Source organism: Streptomyces hokutonensis, assembly GCF_042751305.1.
Lineage (GTDB): Bacteria > Actinomycetota > Actinomycetes > Streptomycetales > Streptomycetaceae > Streptomyces > Streptomyces hokutonensis_A.
Window position 1 is genome coordinate 64,662 of record NZ_JBHYWD010000006.1, and the last position, 18,547, is coordinate 83,208.

Annotated in this window: 24 protein-coding genes; 18 read left to right on the forward strand and 6 right to left on the reverse strand. The window is 69.0% G+C overall.

The window, feature by feature from the left end; genetic code table 11:
* Positions 1-97: 97 nt before the first annotated feature.
* Positions 98-763, forward strand: coding sequence for a TetR/AcrR family transcriptional regulator (locus ACFXC1_RS17690; RefSeq protein ID WP_381243665.1), 666 nt, complete (start codon positions 98-100; stop codon positions 761-763).
* A 58-nt stretch (positions 764-821) separates the two neighbouring features.
* On the opposite strand, the gene ACFXC1_RS17695 is transcribed toward ACFXC1_RS17690, so the two are convergent.
* On the reverse strand, positions 822-1,067 hold the full coding sequence (locus tag ACFXC1_RS17695) for a hypothetical protein (RefSeq protein WP_381243667.1): 246 nt from the start codon (positions 1,065-1,067) through the stop codon (positions 822-824).
* On the reverse strand, positions 1,064-1,429 hold the full coding sequence (locus ACFXC1_RS17700; RefSeq protein ID WP_381243669.1) for a hypothetical protein: 366 nt from the start codon (positions 1,427-1,429) through the stop codon (positions 1,064-1,066). The genes ACFXC1_RS17695 and ACFXC1_RS17700 overlap by 4 nt, the downstream gene beginning before the upstream one ends.
* Before the next feature lie 169 nt (positions 1,430-1,598).
* Here ACFXC1_RS17700 and ACFXC1_RS17705 point away from each other — a divergent pair, with 169 nt between their 5' ends.
* Positions 1,599-2,444, forward strand: coding sequence for a helix-turn-helix domain-containing protein (locus ACFXC1_RS17705; RefSeq protein WP_381243671.1), 846 nt, complete (start codon positions 1,599-1,601; stop codon positions 2,442-2,444).
* On the forward strand, positions 2,426-2,623 hold the full coding sequence (locus ACFXC1_RS17710; RefSeq protein ID WP_381243673.1) for a DUF397 domain-containing protein: 198 nt from the start codon (positions 2,426-2,428) through the stop codon (positions 2,621-2,623). The genes ACFXC1_RS17705 and ACFXC1_RS17710 overlap by 19 nt, the downstream gene beginning before the upstream one ends.
* Here the strand turns inward: ACFXC1_RS17710 and ACFXC1_RS17715 are convergent.
* The gene (locus ACFXC1_RS17715; RefSeq protein ID WP_381243675.1) at positions 2,617-2,979 is read right to left on the reverse strand and encodes a DsrE family protein; all 363 of its coding nucleotides are present in this window, start codon (positions 2,977-2,979) and stop codon (positions 2,617-2,619) included. The genes ACFXC1_RS17710 and ACFXC1_RS17715 overlap by 7 nt on opposite strands.
* A 159-nt stretch (positions 2,980-3,138) precedes the next feature.
* Between ACFXC1_RS17715 and ACFXC1_RS17720 the strand changes: the two genes are divergently transcribed.
* The 6 genes from ACFXC1_RS17720 (at position 3,139) to ygfZ (ending at position 8,276) form a co-directional block, all read left to right on the forward strand.
* Complete coding sequence (locus tag ACFXC1_RS17720; protein WP_381243677.1) at positions 3,139-3,870, forward strand: hypothetical protein; 732 nt, start codon at positions 3,139-3,141, stop codon at positions 3,868-3,870.
* Positions 3,867-4,715: a hypothetical protein gene (locus ACFXC1_RS17725; protein ID WP_381243679.1), complete on the forward strand. Its 849-nt coding sequence runs from the start codon at positions 3,867-3,869 to the stop codon at positions 4,713-4,715. The genes ACFXC1_RS17720 and ACFXC1_RS17725 overlap by 4 nt, the downstream gene beginning before the upstream one ends.
* Before the next feature lie 551 nt (positions 4,716-5,266).
* A complete protein-coding gene (locus tag ACFXC1_RS17730) occupies positions 5,267-6,004 on the forward strand; it encodes a hypothetical protein (RefSeq protein WP_381243681.1) in 738 nt (245 codons plus the stop codon).
* Positions 6,005-6,210: 206 nt separating this feature from the next.
* Complete coding sequence (locus tag ACFXC1_RS17735) at positions 6,211-6,786, forward strand: heme-binding beta-barrel domain-containing protein (RefSeq protein ID WP_019073751.1); 576 nt, start codon at positions 6,211-6,213, stop codon at positions 6,784-6,786.
* Between the two features lie 10 nt (positions 6,787-6,796).
* Complete coding sequence (locus ACFXC1_RS17740; protein ID WP_381243683.1) at positions 6,797-7,300, forward strand: Fur family transcriptional regulator; 504 nt, start codon at positions 6,797-6,799, stop codon at positions 7,298-7,300.
* 10 nt (positions 7,301-7,310) lie between these two features.
* Positions 7,311-8,276, forward strand: a complete 966-nt coding sequence (gene ygfZ, locus ACFXC1_RS17745) for a CAF17-like 4Fe-4S cluster assembly/insertion protein YgfZ (protein ID WP_381243685.1) — start codon at positions 7,311-7,313, stop codon at positions 8,274-8,276.
* A 21-nt stretch (positions 8,277-8,297) separates the two neighbouring features.
* On the opposite strand, the gene dtd is transcribed toward ygfZ, so the two are convergent.
* A complete protein-coding gene (gene dtd, locus ACFXC1_RS17750; RefSeq protein ID WP_262061464.1) occupies positions 8,298-8,723 on the reverse strand; it encodes a D-aminoacyl-tRNA deacylase in 426 nt (141 codons plus the stop codon).
* A 160-nt stretch (positions 8,724-8,883) separates the two neighbouring features.
* Between dtd and ACFXC1_RS17755 the strand changes: the two genes are divergently transcribed.
* The 4 genes from ACFXC1_RS17755 (at position 8,884) to ACFXC1_RS17770 (ending at position 13,023) form a co-directional block, all read left to right on the forward strand.
* Positions 8,884-9,486 carry an RsiG family protein gene (locus ACFXC1_RS17755; protein WP_381243687.1) on the forward strand — a complete coding sequence of 201 codons (603 nt, stop codon included), beginning with the start codon at positions 8,884-8,886 and terminating at the stop codon, positions 9,484-9,486.
* 12 nt (positions 9,487-9,498) lie between these two features.
* Positions 9,499-10,458, forward strand: a complete 960-nt coding sequence (locus ACFXC1_RS17760) for an asparaginase (RefSeq protein WP_381243689.1) — start codon at positions 9,499-9,501, stop codon at positions 10,456-10,458.
* 155 nt (positions 10,459-10,613) lie between these two features.
* The gene (locus ACFXC1_RS17765) at positions 10,614-11,873 is read left to right on the forward strand and encodes a GNAT family N-acetyltransferase (RefSeq protein ID WP_381243691.1); all 1,260 of its coding nucleotides are present in this window, start codon (positions 10,614-10,616) and stop codon (positions 11,871-11,873) included.
* A gap of 241 nt (positions 11,874-12,114) precedes the next feature.
* The gene (locus ACFXC1_RS17770) at positions 12,115-13,023 is read left to right on the forward strand and encodes a winged helix-turn-helix domain-containing protein (protein ID WP_381243693.1); all 909 of its coding nucleotides are present in this window, start codon (positions 12,115-12,117) and stop codon (positions 13,021-13,023) included.
* A 40-nt stretch (positions 13,024-13,063) separates the two neighbouring features.
* Here ACFXC1_RS17770 and ACFXC1_RS17775 read toward each other — a convergent pair whose 3' ends face one another.
* The gene (locus ACFXC1_RS17775) at positions 13,064-13,252 is read right to left on the reverse strand and encodes a hypothetical protein (RefSeq protein ID WP_019073759.1); all 189 of its coding nucleotides are present in this window, start codon (positions 13,250-13,252) and stop codon (positions 13,064-13,066) included.
* Positions 13,253-13,408: 156 nt separating this feature from the next.
* Here ACFXC1_RS17775 and ACFXC1_RS17780 point away from each other — a divergent pair, with 156 nt between their 5' ends.
* The 5 genes from ACFXC1_RS17780 (at position 13,409) to ACFXC1_RS17800 (ending at position 17,437) form a co-directional block, all read left to right on the forward strand.
* Positions 13,409-14,290, forward strand: coding sequence for a GntR family transcriptional regulator (locus tag ACFXC1_RS17780; protein WP_381243695.1), 882 nt, complete (start codon positions 13,409-13,411; stop codon positions 14,288-14,290).
* Positions 14,290-15,024: an HAD family hydrolase gene (locus ACFXC1_RS17785; RefSeq protein WP_381243697.1), complete on the forward strand. Its 735-nt coding sequence runs from the start codon at positions 14,290-14,292 to the stop codon at positions 15,022-15,024. The genes ACFXC1_RS17780 and ACFXC1_RS17785 overlap by 1 nt, the downstream gene beginning before the upstream one ends.
* A gap of 152 nt (positions 15,025-15,176) precedes the next feature.
* Positions 15,177-16,274 (forward strand): phosphotransferase, encoded by a 1,098-nt coding sequence (locus ACFXC1_RS17790; RefSeq protein WP_381243699.1) that lies wholly within the window; start codon positions 15,177-15,179, stop codon positions 16,272-16,274.
* A complete protein-coding gene (locus ACFXC1_RS17795) occupies positions 16,271-16,903 on the forward strand; it encodes an RraA family protein (protein ID WP_381243700.1) in 633 nt (210 codons plus the stop codon). The genes ACFXC1_RS17790 and ACFXC1_RS17795 overlap by 4 nt, the downstream gene beginning before the upstream one ends.
* Before the next feature lie 33 nt (positions 16,904-16,936).
* Entirely contained in the window at positions 16,937-17,437 is a 501-nt protein-coding gene (locus ACFXC1_RS17800) for an HAD domain-containing protein (RefSeq protein WP_381243702.1), read from the forward strand.
* Between the two features lie 10 nt (positions 17,438-17,447).
* Here the strand turns inward: ACFXC1_RS17800 and ACFXC1_RS17805 are convergent, their stop codons facing one another.
* Positions 17,448-18,485 (reverse strand): aminoglycoside phosphotransferase family protein, encoded by a 1,038-nt coding sequence (locus tag ACFXC1_RS17805; protein ID WP_381243704.1) that lies wholly within the window; start codon positions 18,483-18,485, stop codon positions 17,448-17,450.
* Positions 18,486-18,547: the final 62 nt, after the last annotated feature.

Here is an 18,547-nt window from a genome sequence, read left to right on the forward strand (position 1 = left end):
GAACGAGAACGTCCATGACCATCTCCCCTTCACGCTACCCATGTAACTTTACGGCCGTAAGTAGAGCATGAGAACTTACGGCTGTAAAGTCATCGCCATGGCTCCACCGGCAGCACGCAGACGCAACCCCCGAGGTCAAGGAGGGCAACTCCGCGACGAGATCGTGGCCGCGGCCCGCGAGCTGCTGGTCGAGACCGGATCTGACAGCGCGGTGACACTGCGGGCGATCGCCCGCAAGGTCGGCATCGCGCCGCCGTCGATCTACGCGCACTTCGACACGCCCGACCAGATCGTCGAGGCCGTGATCACCGAAACCCGCTCGCTGCTGGTGCGTCAGCTCGAGACCGCCCGGGCGGGAGCGGATGACGCGCGTGGACGGCTCCTGGCCGACTGCCGCGCCTATCTCGTCTTCGGTGCCGAGCAGCCCGAGCTCTACGCCCTGCTGTTCTCCCGGCCGCGGCCCAGGGGCAGCAGCACCACAGAAGAACGCGTCGACCAGGCGGTACGCCAACTCGCGCCCATCGTCGGCGAGACCGTCGCGAGTCAGCTCGCTTCCGCCGAAGCGTTCTCGATCCTTCTGCGCGACGTCGCCGACACGATGCACGACGGCACGTCCCGTGCGGAGGACGCGTTCACCACGGCGACCGCGATCTGGGCGGCCCTGCACGGCCTCATCCTGCTCCGCGCCCGCATTCCCCGGTTCCCGTGGCCGCCACCCGGTCCGCTGGAGGACGAGATCATCACTCGGCTCGCGTTCCCGTAGGCCCTGCCTCCGGATGACGAGGTCCTGCGCACGGCCACGCGGGATGCGCGACATCCGCTCACGTCGTCGCGAGGATCGCCATCAGCAGGCCGCCGATGCAGAGGGCGGTGAGCGCGCCGGTCCAGAAGGCGTCGTCGCGGAGGGCGCGGGGGGTCCGGAACCGGCGGCGGCGACGGGGTGCCTGCGGTGCGGGTGGGGGTGTGGCTGGTGGGGGTTCCGGCGGTCGTACGGTCGGCATGAGCGGGGGCGGGCATGCCTGGACCGGGAGTACCTGGATCAGCTGGTGGGGCAGCGGGCGGTTCATGCGGGGTGGGCCTCGCTCCGGTGTTTGCGCAGCAGGACGTTCGCGTCGGTCTCGGTGCTGTAGTCGTGTTCGGTCCGTGCGCTGGACCGGAGTTGGGCGAGTTCCGCGCAGGTGTCGCAGTCGTCGACCGGCCGGGGCGGGGCGGCGACCAGGAACGGACCGTCCGTCCGCGCACGGGCGTTGGCCGCGCGGACCCCGGCACTGAGGCGTTCCTGGTCCGTCGCCGGTCGCAGCGACGCGGGGTCGGCCTGCCATTCGCGCCCACCGCCGACGGGGCGCAGCAGGGCGTAGGGGCCCGACCTGTCCTGGTACTCGCCGACCCTGTCCGTGGCCGGGTCGTAGAGCAGCGCTCCGGTTTCCATCGGCTCCTCCTCCTTTTTGTACAACTTCCATACAGAATGCGACAGTTGAACTACTCTGTGCATTCCTGGGTGTTACGAGGATGGCCCAGGTCGGAGGCGGATGCAGCGCCAACGGGCTCAACTTCCGCACGGGGCGCGCCAAATTCCACAAATTCCACAGGAGGTCGTAATGCCGCAACGGCTGGTGGTCACGGAACGCAGCCATGAGCCCAGGAAGCGGTTCGCCGAGGAGTTGCGGCGGTTGAGGGTCGAACGGGGCCTGACCCTGCGGGACTTGTCGAGGGAGGTCGGGTGGGACGCGTCGCTGTTCGGGAAGATGGAGAGCGGGAACACGCTGGGTGGGCCTGAGGTCGTACAGGCGCTGGACCAGTACTACGGGACGGGCCCGCTGCTACTCACCTTGTGGGAGCTGGGGTTGGGGGACCCGACCCAGTTCAAGGAGCAGTACCGCCGGTACATGATGCTTGAGGGCGAGGCGACGAGCTTGTGGCAGTACTCCGTGAGCATCGTGCCCGGTCTGCTTCAGACGGACGCGTACGCCCGCGAGGTGCTCTCGCTGGGTGGCTACCGAGGCAAGGAGCTGGACCGGCAGGTCGAAGCGCGCACCGGTCGGCGGAAGTTGCTGGAAAGGCTGGAGGACTCGCCGCCGTTCCGCGCGCTCCTCTCCGAAGCGGTGCTGCGCACGCCTTTGCAGGACAAGCAGGCATGGCGGCACCAGCTTGAGTATCTGGCGGAAGCGGGTGAGCGGCCGGACGTCAACATCCAGGTTCTGCCGTACAGCGCCGGACTGTCAGGGTTGGTGAGCACCGACGTGATGTTCCTGCGGCTGCTGGACGGCACTACCGTGGCCTACACGGAGAACGCGCACCGTGGTGAACTCATCGAGGAAAATGCCCCGGTTGAGCAGTTGCAACGTGCGTACGATGCGATGCGCGACGTGGCGTTGTCCCTGCCTGAGTCGCGATCGTTCGTCCTGCGGATGTTGGAGGAAGTACCGTGCGAGCCATCGACCTGACCAACGTGACGTGGCGCAAGAGCAGCTACAGCAACCCGGACGGCGGCAACTGCATCGAGATCGCCCCCAACATCCCCACCCTCGTCCCCGTCCGCGACAGCAAGAACCCCGCCCACGGCACCCTCGTCTTCGGCACCGACACCTGGGCGGAGTTCGTCAACTCGGTCAAGACTCAGTAGACGAGCGCCTGCGTCTCGTCGGCCATCGCTTCCTGCACGAACACCTGCGCCCCGGCGATCCGTACGCCCTCGATGACGTCCTTCTCCGTGATGTCCCGTCGGGCCGCGCACTGCGTGCACAACGTCACGCGGCCGGCGGCGAGGATCGAGTCGAGCAGGTCGGGGAGCGGTGCGGCGTGCGGGAGTTCGAACTCGGCGGCGCGGCCCGGCAGCGCGAACCACGCCGACTCGCCGGTCAGCCACAGGGAGACATCGACCCCGCTGGCAACGGCCACCGCCGCCACCGTGAACGCCTGTGAGCAGCGTTCGGGGGCGTCGGCCCCCGCGGTCACCTTGATCACGAGCTTCTTCGCCATGACCGAATCGTAATCAACTTCCTTACAACTCCCTGCAACGGCCATGAGTCTCCTGTGCGCGCATATGGAATGCGCATGCCAGGTTCCGTGGGGGACGTTGTGGAAGTACCAGAAGAACCAACTGAAGAACCAACTGAAGAAGCGACAGCCGAAGGAGCAGTGGCCGAAGAGGCGCCCCGGCCGCCGCGCCGCCGTGGCCGCACGACACTCCTGATCGCGGTCGCCGCGGTGCTCGGTGTCGTCGCCGGAACCTGTACGGGTTTCGTGGTGCAGGCGAACCGCGCACCCGACAAGCTTCCTTCGCTCTCGCAGGCGACGCTGACGCAGGCGAAGGGCCCCGCTCCGGAGCCGCTGTCCGCCGCCGAGGACCGGAAGGTCAAGACGGACGGCGACCTGCGCAAGCTGCTGCTGAAGCGGCCGAGCGGGGCGCGGGACGCGGGCTACGAGGTCGGCGCGGACGGGTGGATGGACCTGGCCGAGGACGCGGAGACGTTCGACAAGCCGGCCGGCGCGTTCAGCGACCTCGTCGCGAGCGAGTTCCGCCGCGCCGCCGTCGCCAACTGGCGTGAGGGCAGCTCGCTGTACGTAGAGATCCGGCTCGTGCAGTTCCGCCAGGAGGACGAGCTCACGGTCTCTTCCGACGCGGAGGACGCCTACTACTGGGCCGAGAAGGAGTCCCACACTGACAGCTGGCCCATCCCGGGCACGGGCGACGGAATGGCGTACGTCCACAACTCGCCGGACACCAAGGCCGGTTACACGGACGTCTACAACGCGGAGGCGCACGCCTGGCGCGGTGACGTCGAGATGGACATCTGGGTCTCCTCGTCGAAGCCCGTCCCGAAGAAGAAGATCATGGACTTGGCCGAGCGCCAGATGGAGCGGCTGTGACCACCGAGAACCAGCCGGAGCAGAAGCCGGAGACGGACCTGCTCGTGCCCGAACTCGTCGGCAGCTCCGAGGAGTTGACCGCAGAGGTCGTCAAGAAGCCGGTGCGCAGGGGACGGGTCGCGGCGATCGCCGGGGCCGCGCTGCTCGCCGTCGCCGTGATCGGCGGGGTCGGGTACACCGTCGTGGCCGTGAACGGCGCGGACCGGGACGCGGGGGACGCCGTATGGACGCTCCCGAAGGTGAGCTCGGAGAAGGCGGTGGGCGGCAAACCGAGCACGCTCGCGGCGGCGCTCGTGCCGTACGGGCCGGACGGGTGGAGCCAGGGGCCCGACATCGCGGAGTACGGGCACGACGTGGACTACACGGGGGCGCAGGCGACGGCGTTGCGCAAGGACGAGCTGAAGGAACTCCCGCTCAAGCAGCGCAAGCGGCTGGAGAAGGAGATCGACAAGCAGCACACCAAGGGCCTGGCGATGCGCAGCTACGTCAGCACCGACGCGCAGGCGTCCGTCTACACGGACAAGGCGTCGACGGTGAGCATCGTGCTGGCCCAGATCGCGGACAAGACGGCGGTACGGAACGCGTCCCGCTTCCAGAACGAGCTCTTCGACTCCCTGGGCGTCTTCCGCCCCGGCCCGTCGATCAACGGCTACAAGGACGCCAAGTGCTTCCTCTCCCCGAAGGACGCCGACGAAAAGCTCGACACGATCTACTGCTCCGCCTACCAGGGCGAAATCCTCGTCACCCTCACCGCGAAATCCGCCCGCCCGATGCAGACGTACGCCATCGGCCGCCTGCTCCAGGAACAACTCGACCGCATCAAGGACCCGGGGGAGGCGGTATGACCGACCAACAGCAAGAGACACCAGCACCGACACCGACGAACACACCACCGCCCCCTACGCCGACGATCCCTGCGCAGGCCTCGGAGCCCGCGGTCGACGCCACTGAGGTCCCGGCCGCACCGGCCGCACCGGTCGCTGCCGAAGCTCCGGCTGCGCCGGTGGCCGCGGAATACCCGGCAGTCCCGGCCACGTCCGAGTCTCCGGCCGCTCCGGCCGTCGTCGACGAGGCTTCGGTTGTCCCGGTCGCTGCCGACGTTCCGGCCGCACAGACGGTGGCGGTATCCCCGGCAGTCCCGGCTGTCTCCGAGGCTCCGGCTGCTCCGGTCGTCGTGGCCGCTGCTTCGGGCGTCCCCGTGGCTACCGAGCCTCCCGTCGTCCCGGCCGCCTCCGAAGCTCCGGCCGCTCCGGCCGCTCCGGTCGTCGTCGACGAGGCTTCGGTTGTCCCGGTACCCGCGGCACCCCCGCTACCCACCCAACCCCCGCTCCCCCCGACGCCTGCCCCAGAAGATCAGCCCATCACCCCCCGGAAGGACCGTCGGGTCCTCCGCGCCGTGCTGCGGTGGGGCGCCGCCGTCGTCGTGTTCGCGGTGGTCGGGGCTGGGACGGCCTATGGGATCACCGAGATGAAGCGGTCGGACGTGCCGGGGCTGAAGACGGCGTCGGACGGGCGGTGGACGTTTCCCACGGTCAGCAAGCCGCCGTTGCCTGCGGGCAGCCCGGGGCCGTTCGCCACGGCTAACGCGGCGGGGGCCCACTTCGCCGACCTGCGGGCGCTGGTGCTGCCGGCGCCGAAGGGAGCCGTAGGGGACAAGGCGCTGGACGGCAGCGACGGCTGGCTGGCGACGAAGGTGTTCCTCGCCGAGTTCTCCGCGGCCGACGACCGCACCGAGATCGCGCAGCAGCTGACCGACCAGGGCCTGCGGCACATCGCGGCGCGCGGCTGGACCACCTCGGACGGCACCCACACCCGGATCTACCTGCTCCAGTTCGACACGGCGACGGTCGCCGACGAGATCTCCAAGGGCCTGGCCGGCTACGCGTCCCCCACCCACCCGGTCCGCGGCGCCGACAGCTACGAGTCGGACGACGACTTCCCGGACGCGGCCAAGGTCACGAACGTCTCGCTCCAGCCGTACGTCGAGACGAAGCCGTACGGCGCCGAACAGGTCCGCCTGGGCTTCGTCACGGCCGGCGACACCTTCGCGATGATCGTGCAGTCGAGGAAGGGGCAGGCCGAGGCCGTTCCGTTCCAGCAGACGGTCACGTTGCAGAGCGAGCTGCTCGGCTAGCCGTACCTCGCAGCGAGCACCGGGCCCCGGCCGACTAAGCTGGGGCCCGGCCCTGATTACGCGCATCGCTCAAGGAGCACCCGTGGAGATCTTCTTCGAAACCCTGCTGGTCCTGGTCTGCGTCGGCGTTCTCGCCTTCGCCGGACTGACCGTGAAGAAGCTGTACCAGGGCCAGCGCTGACCCCCACCGAGGAACTGCTGACGTCATGATCGAGATCCCGTCCGACCTCCACAAGGACCTGGTCCCCCTCGTCTTCCTGCTCGGCGAGTGGGCCGGCGCGGGTGTGCACGACTTCCCGGGCTCCGAGAAGTGCAACTTCGGCCAGGAGGTCTCCTTCACGCACGACGGCCGCGACTTCCTGGAGTACCGCTCCCACACCTGGGTCCTGGACAACGACGGCAACAAGGTCCGCCCCCTGGAGACCGAGTCCGGCTTCTGGCGCATCGACGCGGACCGCAAGGTAGAGGTCACGATGACCCGCGACGACGGAGTCGTCGAGATCTGGTACGGCGAGCTCGCCAAGCAGAAGCCCCAGATCGACCTGGTCACGGACGCCGTCGCCCGCACCGCCGCCTCCGGCCCCTACACCGGCGGCAAGCGCCTCTACGGCTACGTCAAGAGCGACCTCATGTGGGTCGGCGAGAAGCAGACCCCCGAGGTCGAACTCCGCCCCTACATGTCCGCCCACCTGAAGAAGGTCGTCACCCCGGAGGATGTCGAGAGGTGGGCCAAGGCCCTGCCGGACGACATGCCGGACGACGGGATTGCTTTCTTCAAGTAGGCCTAGACTCGTGGGTGTGGTGAGCACCCAAGGCACAGACCAAGGCACTGACCAGGGCACCGACTGGAAGAGTGATCTGCGGCAGCGCGGTTACCGGCTGACCCCGCAGCGGCAGCTCGTGCTCGAAGCCGTGGACACCCTGGAGCACGCGACCCCCGACGACATCCTCGTGGAAGTGCGGAAGACCGCGTCGGGGGTCAACATCTCCACGGTGTACCGGACCCTGGAGCTCCTGGAGGAGCTTCAGCTGGTCAGCCACGCCCACCTCGGGCACGGGGCGCCGACGTACCACCTCGCCGACCGGCACCACCACATACACCTCGTCTGCCGCGACTGCACGAACGTCATCGAGGCCGATGTCGAGGTCGCCGCGGAGTTCCGGGCCAAGCTGCGCGACACCTTCGGCTTCGAGACCGACATGAAGCACTTCGCGATCTTCGGCCGCTGCAAGGACTGCACGCAGAAGAATCCGACCGGCAAGACGTCAGCTGAGTCTTCAATTACCGAGTCGTAGGCTTACCCGTATGAAGAGCCCACTGCTGTCCCTGCCCGGCGCCGTCTCCGCCGAAGGAGTGGACGAAGGCGTCGCCGCCCACTACGGCGACCTGTTCCGCGAGCAGCGCGCCCTCGCCGACGGCGCCGGTTTCGTGGACCTCTCGCACCGCGGTGTGGTCGCCGTCACCGGCGGCGACCGGCTGAGCTGGCTGCACCTCCTGCTCACCCAGCACGTCACCGACCTCCCCGTGGGCGTCGCCACCGAGGCGCTGATCCTCTCCGCGCACGGCCACATCGAGCACGCCCTGTACCTCGTCGACGACGGCGTCACGGTCTGGATGCACACCGAACCCGACACCCAGGACGCGCTGATCGCCTACCTGGAGTCGATGAAGTTCTTCTACCGCGTCGAAGTGGCCGACCGCACAAGCGAGTTCGCGGTCGTCCACCTCCCCGCCGGTTCCATCGCCCCGGTCCCCGACGGCGTCGTCGTACGCGAGACGCCGTACGGCCGTGATCTCTTCCTCCCGCGTGCCGACCTGGAGTCGTACGCCGAGAAGGCGGGGCCGCCGGCCGGACTCCTCGCCTACGAGGCGCTGCGCGTCGAACACCACCGCCCCCGCCTCGGCTTCGAGACCGACCACCGCACCATCCCGCACGAACTGGGCTGGATCGGCACGGCGGTTCATCTGCAGAAGGGCTGCTACCGGGGCCAGGAGACGGTCGCCCGCGTACAGAACCTCGGCAAGCCCCCGCGCCGCCTCGTCTTCCTCCACCTCGACGGCAGCGAGGTCCATCTCCCGGGCCACGGCACCGAGTTGAGGCTCGCGGAGGAGGGGGAGGACGGCCGGAAGATCGGCTTCATCACCACCTCCGTACGCCACCACGAACTCGGGCCGATCGCCCTGGCGCTGGTGAAGCGGAACGTGCCCCTGGACGCGCCCCTGCTGGCCGACTCGACGGCCGCGGCCCAGGAAGTCGTCGTAGAGCCGTAGAGCCGTAGAGCCCTAGAACCTTTAGAGGTCGACGACCACCGTGAACGGGCCGTCGTTCGTCAGCGCGACGCGCATCTGGGCGCCGAAGCGGCCCGTCGCCACCGTGGCGCCCAGGGCGCGGAGTTGGGCGACGACCTCGTCGACGAGCGGTTCGGCGATGTCGCCCGGGGCGGCGGCGTTCCAGGTGGGCCGACGCCCCTTGCGGGCGTCGCCGTACAGCGTGAACTGACTGATGACGAGGAGCGGCGCATCAATATCACTGCACGACTTCTCGTCGTGGAGCATGCGGATCGACCAGAGTTTGCGGGCCAGTTGGGCCGCCTTCTCCTTGGTGTCCTCGTGGGTGACGCCGACGAGGACGCACAGCCCCTCGCCCTCGATCGCCCCGACCGTCTCGCCCTCGACCACGACGCTCGCGCCGTCCACCCGTTGCACCACTGCTCGCATGGGTCCCATGATGCCGTGCGGGTGGGAAGTGGTAGCGGCGGGCCTATTTTTGTTCCTTAACCCCCCATCTGGGGCCGTTCGGGGGCACTCGGTCACATAGCGGCCAGTTGGGGTGGCACGATGCTGTCCACACGCCGGTCGAGGGGACGGGTAGAGGCACATGAGCACACCGAGTACCGGGCAGCCCCCCGGGACTGTCTCGCTGATCCGCGCGGGAGGCACGGCCACGCGCCGTCCGCCCGTGCAGCGCATTGACAGCCCGCTGCTGCCCGCCGAACCGGCCGCACCCGACCTGACCGCACTGCGCCTCCCGGAGCTGCGCGCGCTGCGCCGCGACGCCCAGCGCGACGAGGCCGACCTGAGTTACGTACGACGGCTCCTCCAGGGCCGTATCGACATCCTGCGGGCCGAACTCGCCCGCCGCTCCCCGGCGGGCGCGGCCTCCGTCGTCGACCGTCTCTCGGAGATCCTCACCGACGCGCCCGCCCGGCACCGCTCCTCGGCCCGGCACGTCACGCTCGGCACCCCGCACAGCGAGGAGTACCGGCTGCTGGCCGCCGAGATGCTCGCCGAGGTCGAACTCTCCGACCTGGAGGCGCGCACCGACCTGGAGCTGACCACCGCGATGGGCCGGCTCGTACGGTACGAACAGCAGGTGTCCCGCCGCCGTCAGGTCCTCCAACACACGGCCGACGGCTGCAGCGCGGAGATCGCCCGCAGGTACCGTGAGGGCGAGGCGCAGGTGGACGACCTGCTCGTGTGACTCGTGTGAGGGGTGCGCGTGACGGCCGAGGATTCCTTCATCGCACCTCCGGTACTCGCCGAGGTGGTCCGCTCCGGCTTCGTCGAGAGCCGCCACCGGGGCAGCCTGGTGGTACTGGCGCCGGACGGCTCCGTGGAACTGTCCCTGGGTGACACGACCACCCCGATCTTCCCCCGCTCCTCCAACAAGCCGATGCAGGCAGCGGGCGTCCTCCACGCGGGCCTCGACCTCTCCGGCGAACGCCTCGCGATCGCCGCCGCGAGCCACTCCGGCGAACTCTTCCACCGAGATCTCGTACGACAGCTTCTCGCCGAACACGGCCTGGACGCGGGCCAGTTGCAGTGCCCGCCTGACCTCCCGCTCGACCCCGTCGAGCAGGAGACGTACCTCGCCTCGGGCGCCGTACGCGACCGGATCGCCATGAACTGCTCCGGCAAACACACCGCGATGCTGGCGGCGAGCGCGCGGAGGGGCTGGCCGCTGGAGTCGTATCTGGACCAGGACCATCCACTCCAGAAACTTATCCACAGGGTTGTGGAAGAAGTGTCGGGGGAGCGGGTGGCGGCCGTGGGAACGGACGGCTGCGGCGCCCCGCTCCTGGCGATCACCCTGACCGGCCTCGCCCGCGCCTACCGCTCCTTCGTCCTCGCCGCCCCCGACACCCCGGAACGCCGAGTCGCCGACGCGATGCGCGCCCACCCCGAGTACGTCGCCGGCACCCGCCGGCCCGACACGCTGCTGATGCGCGCGGTACCTGGCCTGTTGTCGAAGATGGGTGCGGAGGCGGTACAGGCGGTGGCGTTGCCGGACGGGCGTGCCGTGGCGTTCAAGGTGGAGGACGGGGCGGGGCGGGCGCTGGGGCCTGTGCTGGGGAGGGTGCTGGATTTGATGGGGGTGCGGGTGGAGGGGTTCGGGAAGGTGGCGGTGTTGGGTGGGGGGCGTGCAGTGGGGGAGATTCGGGCGGCGTTCTAGGCGGGCCTCCGCTGCGGTATTTCAGCCCGTCCGGCGTTTGAGGACGAGGCCGTTCAGGCCGAAGCGGGGGTCTGGGGGCGCAGCCCCCAGGGCAGGGGTGGCGGGGGCGAAAAAATCCCCGCCGCACCACCCCCCACCCGCCCTACCGTGACCCCATGACCAGCCCCGCACACACCCTCCCCGTACGCCCCGTCACAGAGCCCGAGATCCCCGACTGGATCCGCGCCCTGAACACAGGTTTCCTCCGCACCCCCACCGTCGACGACGCGGAACTCACCGACCGCAGCACCTACATCGACCCGCCCCGCACCCTCGGCGCCTTCGACAACGGCCGCTGCGTAGCGACCTTCCGCTCCTTCCCCCAGGAGATCACGGCGGTGGGCGGCACCCCCGTCCCCGCCGACGCCATCACGAACGTCAGCGTCACGGCCACCCACCGCCGCCGAGGCCTGCTCACCCGCATGATGACCGAGGACCTGACCGCCGCGAAGGAGCGCGGCGACGTCGTGGCGACGCTCATCGCCGCCGAGTACCGGATCTACGGCCGCTACGGCTTCGGCCCGGCCACCTCGGCGACTCAATGGGATATCGACGTCCAGCGCGCGGGCCTGGACCCCCGCTGGTCGGCCCCGGAGGACGGCGCCCGTATCGACCTGGTGGACGCCGAGGACGTACGCAAGCTGGGCCCCGAACTGCACGAGCGGCTGCGCCGCCTCCTGCCGGGCGCGATCAACAGGGACGACCGCTGGTGGCAGGTCAGCACGGGCGCCGTACGGCCGGGCCGGGTGTCGTGGACCGAGCCGTTCTACGCCGTCCACCGCGCGGCGGGCGGCGAGGTGGAGGGCCTGGCCGCGTACTACTGCGACGGTGCCTGGACCGACGCCAAGCAGCCGGGCGAAACGGCCACGGTGAAGGACCTGATCGCGACGACCCCGGCCGCCGAACGCGCCCTGTGGCAGCACGTCTGCTCGCTCGACTGGGTGACGAGGGTGAAGTCGGGCTGGCGTTCCCCCGACGACCTGCTGCCCCACTTCCTGCCGGACCCGCGCGCGGCCACGATCACCACGCAGGCGGACTGGCTGTGGGTGCGGATTCTGGATGTCGTACGGGCCATGGAAGCGCGGTCGTACGAGGGAACGGGCACGCTGGTCTTCGAAGTGACCGACGCGGCCGGACTGACGGGCGGACGCTACCGGTTGGACGCTTCACCACAGGGGGCGTCCTGCGCGCCGACCACTGAGAGCGCGGAACTCACGCTTGATGTGCGGGAGTTGGGTGCGCTGTGGCTCGGTGACGTGTCGGTGCCGCGACTCGTGGCGCTCGGCCGGGTGCGGGAAGAACGAGCGGGCGCCGCCCGAGTGGCCGACGCCCTGCTGCGTACGTCCAGGCGGCCTTGGTGCCCGGACATCTTCTGAACGCTCCTTGCTGTGCGGCCGGTTGGCGGCGGGTGGGTGGACTCATCCGTAGCTGTTCAGTTGTGGTTGTCGTCGTGCGGTGGAGCCGGCCGACCGGGCTCTCGGCTCCCCTCCAGGAGAGAGGTCCGGTCGGCCAAGTTACCTAAGTTGGTAACCAACTCTTCTCTAGTTATCTCCTCTTGGATGCGTCTCATAACCACCTTTCCATGAACTGCCCAAAGATGGCGAGAAGTTGTAGGGTTTGGTCGTGGAGCCCGAACACGCCACCGTCAATGGACGGTCGAGGTCACCACGGCCACCGCGGTCACACCGCGAACTGGCCGACGAGCTGCGCACCAGGATCAAGTCCGGTGTCCTGCGGCCCGGCCAGCGCATGCCCACCCAGGCCAAGCTGGCGGACGAGTTCGGCGTCGAGCGCGGGGCCGTACGGCAGGCCCTGCGCATCCTGCAGTCCGAGCGACTGCTCACCAATGTGTCCAAAGGGAGCCCGGCGACCGTCGCCCCCGACCTCGGACCGGCCCTGACCGGCCCCGGAGCCCCGCCGCAGCCCACGATGGTGGGCTTGGCCCCGCGCATCGCGGAGGCCTTCGCGCAGCCGCACGTGGAGATCGAGGCGCTGTGCCTGACGGCGGTCTCGCTCACGCTGGCCATCGGCGAGCCGCTGCGTCAGATCCACGCCGGGGAGCTGAATCCGGCCAAGGTCGATGTGCGGGTGCTGCTGCCGAGCAGTGACATCGAACTCGCGTTCCCGTCCCTGGTGGACGCCCCCGACGACAGCCGGCCGCAGCAGCGCTGGCTGGCCCAACGCAACGCGCAGGGCCAGGTGTTGAGCCACAATCTCCTGGCCCTGCGCGCGACGCACGGCATAGACGTGCACATCACGTTCCGCGCCCTCCCCTTCACCCCGCCCGTGAAGCTGTACCTGCTCAACGGCTCGGAGGCGTTATTCGCCTACTACACGGTGAGTCAGCGCGAGGAGGAGCTCGGTCAGGAGCAGGTGGAGATGTACGACGCGGAGGGCACCCAGTCGATGCTCTTCGCGTTCGAGCAGGGTGCGGGGCTGCGGGACACGACGTTCGTGGAACAGTCCCAGCTGTGGTTCAACGCACTGTGGGAGACGATCAGTTCGGAGCTGAGGCTGACGAGCTGATCGCCTCCCGCGGTGGCTGATCCGGAGGGCGGCTTTCGGATCACAGAGCGGGTCCGGTGAACAGCAGGGCCAGGACGACGGCCCCGATGGAACTGATGGCCGGGCTCTTGGCCTTGATGCCGATGGAGAGCAGGAGCAGGCCGATGATGCCGGTGGCGCCGAACTTCCACTGGACGATCTGTTCGAAGCCGACGACGAAGACGGCGGACAGGAGGGCGATGGCAGGCACGGTGTTTCCCCCTTCGGGCTGCGGAAGCAAAACTTCCACCAACTTGGAGAAGTTGGCAGCCAACTCTGCTTGAGTTGTTCCCATTTGGTACCTACTCACACCTACTCGCCATCAAGTTCCAAACAACTCCCCTTAGATGGGGCAGAGTTATACCGTTTGGTTGTGACCCAGGAGAACGTGGCAGTGAACGGCAGCAGAAGCTTCTCGCCCCAGGAGATCGCCGACGCCCTACGCGACCGTATCCGCGCCGGCGACCTCAAGGCGGGCGACCGCCTACCCACCCAGGCCGACCTCGCGGAGGAGTTCGGCGTGGAACGGGGCGCCGTACGGCAGGCGTTGCGGGTTCTCCAGGAGGCGGGGCTGCTCACCAACGTGAGCAAGGGGAGCCCGCCCAGGATCGCGGAGCCGGCGGCCCGCACACACGGCGAACCCCAGCCGACGATGGTGGCGCTGGCGCCGCAGCTGGCGGAGGCGTTCTCGGCGCAGGATGTGCGGATAGACGTGGTGTGCCACACCGCGGAGACGCTGGGGCTGGCCCTGGGTGAGCCCCTCCGCCGGATCCATGAGGGCCGCCTTCGCCCGCAGTCGATCGAAGTCCGCATCCTGGTGCCGTCCAGGGAGATCAACCTCGCCTTCCCCGTCCCTGTCGAGGGGCACGGCGAGGATGACTCGGTTCACCAGCGCTGGCTGGCGATGCGCAACTCCGGAGGCCAGGTGCTCCGGCACAACCTGCTGGCCCTGCGCGCCACCCACCGCATGGAAGTCAACGTCACTTTCCGCGCCCTCCCCTTCACTCCACCCGTGAAGCTGTACCTGCTCAACGGCGAGGAAGCGCTGCTCGGTTACTACATGCTGGAGCGACGGGAGGAGGAGTACGGCAGCCAGACCCTGGACATGTACGACGTACTCGGCAGCCAGTCCCTCCTCTTCTCCTTCCAGCGGCAGGCCGGCCAGCGCGACACCGCCTTCGTGGAGGAATCGCAGAAGTGGTTCGACGCCCTCTGGGAAACCATCACCACGGACCTGACACTCTCCTAGTGACTCCTGATACGGCGCAGACTGTTCCGGTGACAGAAGAGACAGGCAACGTACGCGAATTGATCACCGGCGCTCGCTTCGTCCTTTTCGACTTCGACGGCCCGATCTGCCGGCTGTTCGCGGGACTCTCGGCGGAGGGCGTGGCGAAGGACCTGGTGTCCTGGCTGGAACGGCAGGGGCTGAAGGAACTGCTGACGCAGAGCGAGCGGGTGCACCCCGATCCGCACGTCGTCCTGCACGCGGTCAACAAGCGCCACCCGCGCAGCGATCTGGTCGACGAACTGGAGGAGTTGCTCACCCAGCACGAACTCAAGGCGGTCGACTCGGCGTACCCCACCCCGTGGGCGGATGTGCTGATACGCACCTGGAACGCCGTCGACATCCATCTCGCCGTCGCCACCAACAACTCCCCCCGCACGGTCACGGAATACCTCCACGGCCGGGGCCTCCTGGAGTGCTTCACCCCGCACATCTACGGCCGCACCAACGACCTCGACCTCCTCAAGCCGAACCCCCACTGCCTGAACCGCGCCCTGCGTGCGATGGGCGCCCGCCCCGCCGACGCCCTGATGATCGGCGACACCCCCTCGGACTTCGAAGCGGCCCGCCAGGCGGGCATCCCGTTCCTCGGCTACGCGCGTAACGAGTTCAAGGAAACGTTGCTGCGGAGGGCTGGCGCGGAGTCCGTGGTGCATTCGTTGCGGCCGGTACTCGACTTGGTACGGCGGACGTAACGACACAGTAACGCCGCTGACCTCGGTCGGACGTGCGTGTCTTCGCTCGCGGCGGTTCAATGGGCGGGTTCTCCGGCGTTGCTTGACGCCTCTGGAGTAACGTGCCTCATCCCTTACTCATCGGCTCAACCGGAACGGGCTGAACCCAGCGAATGACACACCAACTCACCGGTGTTCGGCAGCGCGCCGACGAACTGGTCGGCGAAAGCGGCGTGGTCGCCGGCCCCCTTGAGGGCTATCACCACGAGACCTATGTGCTGACCATGCCGGGCGAGACGCGGATCGTGAAACTCCGGGAACCGCGCGAGCGGATCCTGTGGTTCGACCGCAGGTGCTTCCGGTCCGAAGAGGCCCTGCTCCGCGCACTGGACGGCCGGATCAGCCGTATCCCCGTCATCCACGAGGTGGAGGGCATGGCACTACAGGTCTTCATCGAGGGCCGCACCCTCAAGTCCCGCCCGTGGGGCGACCGGCGGATCCCGGAGGGGGTCCGCAGCCAGATCGTCGACCTGTTCGGGGAGTTGGCGCATGTCACGCCCAACACCCTTCAGGTGGACCGCAGTTGCGGGGCCAAGGACCGCGCGGACGAGGGCGACTGCGACGGCTTCCTTGAGCGCCTCATCGTCTTCGTGGAAGAACAGGTCTACCAGAAGAACTCCCGGGACTTCGGGCAGCTCTTCACCGAACTCGGCCTCCACCCCGACGCGTTCGTGCAACTCAGAAAGAACGTTTCCGGCCTGACCCGACGCGACTTCTGCCTGCTCCACGCGGACCTGCATCGAGAGAACTTCATCCTCGACCCCCTCAACCAACTCTGGTCCATCGACTGGGAGTTGGCGATGCTGGGAGACCCGCTCTACGACCTCGCCACCCATCTCTACCTGATGTCCTATCCGGAGGACCAGGAACGCCGGATGGCCGAGGACTGGGCGAGTGCCGTCCACAAGGTACGTCCCAGCAGTGTGCGGGGCTGGCAGGACGACCTGGACCGCATCCTCGCCTTCAAGAGAGCGCAGTCGGTGTTCACCGACGTCATCCGGCTGTCGCTGTCCTTGCGCGGCGGATCGACCGTGAAATGGGCCCGGTTCCCGAAGGCGGTCCGGAAACTGCAGGCGATCATGACGACCGCGGCGGGCCCCCTGGGCCTGGCCGAGGTTCCGAGCGGGCCCCGGATCGCCGCGGCACTCGCGCGCTGGGCCAACACGGCCGACCCGGCCGGCATGGACGGAGCGGTAGCGTCCGGGGCATGACTGATGCCACCGACTTCACCGACTTCGAGGACATCCCCACCACCACGCTCGCCGAACTGCTCGGCCGCGAGCGGGTCATGGACATCGGTATCCGGCCCCTGTGGGGTCCGCTGCCGCGTCTCGCCGGTCCGGCCTTCACCGTGCGGTGTCCGCCCGGCGACAACCTCATGCTGCACGCGGCCATCTACCGCGCCGAGCCGGACTCGATCGTCGTGGTGGAGTCGGGCGACCTGGACTACGCCCTCGCCGGCGGGAACGTCTGCGCCATCGCCCAGCGGCGGGGCATCGCCGGCTTCGTCCTCGACGGCGTGATCCGCGACCTGGGAGAGGTACGGGCCGCGGGCTTCCCCGTCTTCGCGCGCGGTGTCATCCCGATCCCGGGCGGCAAGAAGGCCGTACTCCCGTTGAACGAGCGCGTGAGCTGCGGGGGAGCCACCGTCCACGCCGGGGACATCGTGGTGGCCGACGAGGAGGGGATCGTCGTCGTTCCGGGCGACCGTCAGGCGGAGATCCTCGCCGGGGCCCGGGCCCGCCTGGCGAAGGAGTCCGCCGAGACCCTCGACGACTGGGAGAAGGCGCATCGGGCGCGGGTCGACGAGCTGTTGCGCGCCGGCGGCTTCGAGGAGTGACGTGAGAAGGGGTGACGTGAGAGGGGCCCTCTGATGCTGCTCTTCCTCGATGTCGACGGGACGCTGCTGCCTTTCGGCGCGTCCCGGCCGTACCCGGTCCACGAGTCCCGCTTCGCGTCGTCCGCGCCCGACGCGCCCCCGCTGCTGACCCGCATCGATCCCTCGCTCGGACCACGGCTCGCGGCCTTGCGGTGCGAACTGGTGTGGGCGACGATCTGGATGGACGACGCGAACACGTGCGTCGCGCCCTGGCTCGGTCTGCCTCAACTGCCCCTGGTGGACTGGCTCGACCCGGCCGAGGACAGGGTGGGGGACGGCAAGGGCGGCTGGCTGCACTGGAAGACCCGGCCGCTCGTCGCCTGGGCCGCCGGGCGGCCCTTCGTCTGGGTGGACGACGAGATCGGGGACGCCGACCGCGACTGGGTGAGCGCCCATCACCATGAACGGGCCCTGCTGCAGCGCGTCGACCCTCGGTACGGGATCACGGATGCCGATTTAGCGGCGATGGGGGAGTGGGTGGCGGCCAATCGCTGACGGGGTCCCTCTACAACAAGGGCTCCTCGGACGACAGTTTCAGCAAGGTCTTGGCGCTCTCCGTCGCGCCCGCCGCACGCGTCGCCGCGGAGGCGCCCGGGAAGTGGCGGTTCCAGGCTGCCGCGCGGCCGATGACGCCGAGGCGGGTCGCGAGGGTTAGCGCGCGGCGGAGTTCCGTGGTCGTGTGGCCGTTTTCCGTCCAGGGCTCCAAGTAGGCGTCCCGTAGCCGGGGGACCGCCTCGGGGCCGTACCGTTCGCGGACCCGTCCGGCCGGGACCAGGAAACTGCAGAAGGGGTGCGAGACGGCGGCGTCGCCCCAGTCGAAGAAGGTGTAGCGGCCGGCGGCCGGGTGGAAGAGCTGGCCGTCGTGCAGGTCGGAGTGGTCGAGGGAGTCGGGGATGCCCAACTCGGCCAGTTCAGCGGACAGTTCGAGCAGCAGCGGCCGTAGGGCATGCAACTGTGCAGGATCGGCGGCCGGTTCGGTGGTGGCGGCGATGAACTGCACTACCCCGTCGAAGACTTCGGGCAGGGCCGTCGTCCGTGCACTGGGGACGCCGAGTTGTTCGAGGTCCTTGGTGTGCGGGACCAGGGCGCGTTGCATCGTCGCGTACTGGCGCAGCGGTTCTTCCCAGGCGCGGGGATCGGTGGGGGTGCGGTCGAGGAACTGCCGGAACAGTTCGCCGCCGTGGGGGAGCAGGGACCAGCCGCGGTCGGCGTCGACGGCGAGCGGTTCCAGGACGTACTCCGGGACCCAGCGGGCGAGCGCAGCGGTGAGCAGTGCCTCGAAGGCGCCGGCCGGCGGATTTGCCTTCAGCCAGACGGCAGTTCGGGCCGCCGTCGCACCCGACCCTGCTACGGGAATCCGGACCAGGACCGACCACGGGCGCAGCCGTACCCCCAGCCGGCCCGTCTCGCGCAGCCCTCGCGCGGCGAGTTCGCGCCGGGCCCAGCCGAGGGCCGCGTTCCGCCAAGTCTCCTGATCCCAGGGTGACTTGGTGCCCTCGTACTGTCCGCGGTCGATGACCTGCGACGTCTCGTCGTCGTGCATCGCGTCATTCCAGCATCCCGGCCGATGGGTGATCCATCGGTTTACCGGCCCGCGCTACCGTG

What these genes read in the sequence shown, in the direction of transcription:
- ACFXC1_RS17735 (WP_019073751.1), top strand. Translation starts at nt 6,211, where the DNA reads ATGATCGAGATCCCGTCCGACCTCCACAAGGACCTGGTCCCCCTCGTC.
- ACFXC1_RS17695 (WP_381243667.1), bottom strand. Translation starts at nt 1,067, where the DNA reads ATGAACCGCCCGCTGCCCCACCAGCTGATCCAGGTACTCCCGGTCCAG.
- ygfZ (WP_381243685.1), top strand. Translation starts at nt 7,311, where the DNA reads ATGAAGAGCCCACTGCTGTCCCTGCCCGGCGCCGTCTCCGCCGAAGGA.
- ACFXC1_RS17800 (WP_381243702.1), top strand. Translation starts at nt 16,937, where the DNA reads ATGCTGCTCTTCCTCGATGTCGACGGGACGCTGCTGCCTTTCGGCGCG.
- ACFXC1_RS17805 (WP_381243704.1), bottom strand. Translation starts at nt 18,485, where the DNA reads ATGCACGACGACGAGACGTCGCAGGTCATCGACCGCGGACAGTACGAG.
- ACFXC1_RS17700 (WP_381243669.1), bottom strand. Translation starts at nt 1,429, where the DNA reads ATGGAAACCGGAGCGCTGCTCTACGACCCGGCCACGGACAGGGTCGGC.
- ACFXC1_RS17790 (WP_381243699.1), top strand. Translation starts at nt 15,177, where the DNA reads ATGACACACCAACTCACCGGTGTTCGGCAGCGCGCCGACGAACTGGTC.
- ACFXC1_RS17705 (WP_381243671.1), top strand. Translation starts at nt 1,599, where the DNA reads ATGCCGCAACGGCTGGTGGTCACGGAACGCAGCCATGAGCCCAGGAAG.
- ACFXC1_RS17795 (WP_381243700.1), top strand. Translation starts at nt 16,271, where the DNA reads ATGACTGATGCCACCGACTTCACCGACTTCGAGGACATCCCCACCACC.
- ACFXC1_RS17765 (WP_381243691.1), top strand. Translation starts at nt 10,614, where the DNA reads ATGACCAGCCCCGCACACACCCTCCCCGTACGCCCCGTCACAGAGCCC.
- ACFXC1_RS17755 (WP_381243687.1), top strand. Translation starts at nt 8,884, where the DNA reads ATGAGCACACCGAGTACCGGGCAGCCCCCCGGGACTGTCTCGCTGATC.
- ACFXC1_RS17715 (WP_381243675.1), bottom strand. Translation starts at nt 2,979, where the DNA reads ATGGCGAAGAAGCTCGTGATCAAGGTGACCGCGGGGGCCGACGCCCCC.
- dtd (WP_262061464.1), bottom strand. Translation starts at nt 8,723, where the DNA reads ATGCGAGCAGTGGTGCAACGGGTGGACGGCGCGAGCGTCGTGGTCGAG.
- ACFXC1_RS17690 (WP_381243665.1), top strand. Translation starts at nt 98, where the DNA reads ATGGCTCCACCGGCAGCACGCAGACGCAACCCCCGAGGTCAAGGAGGG.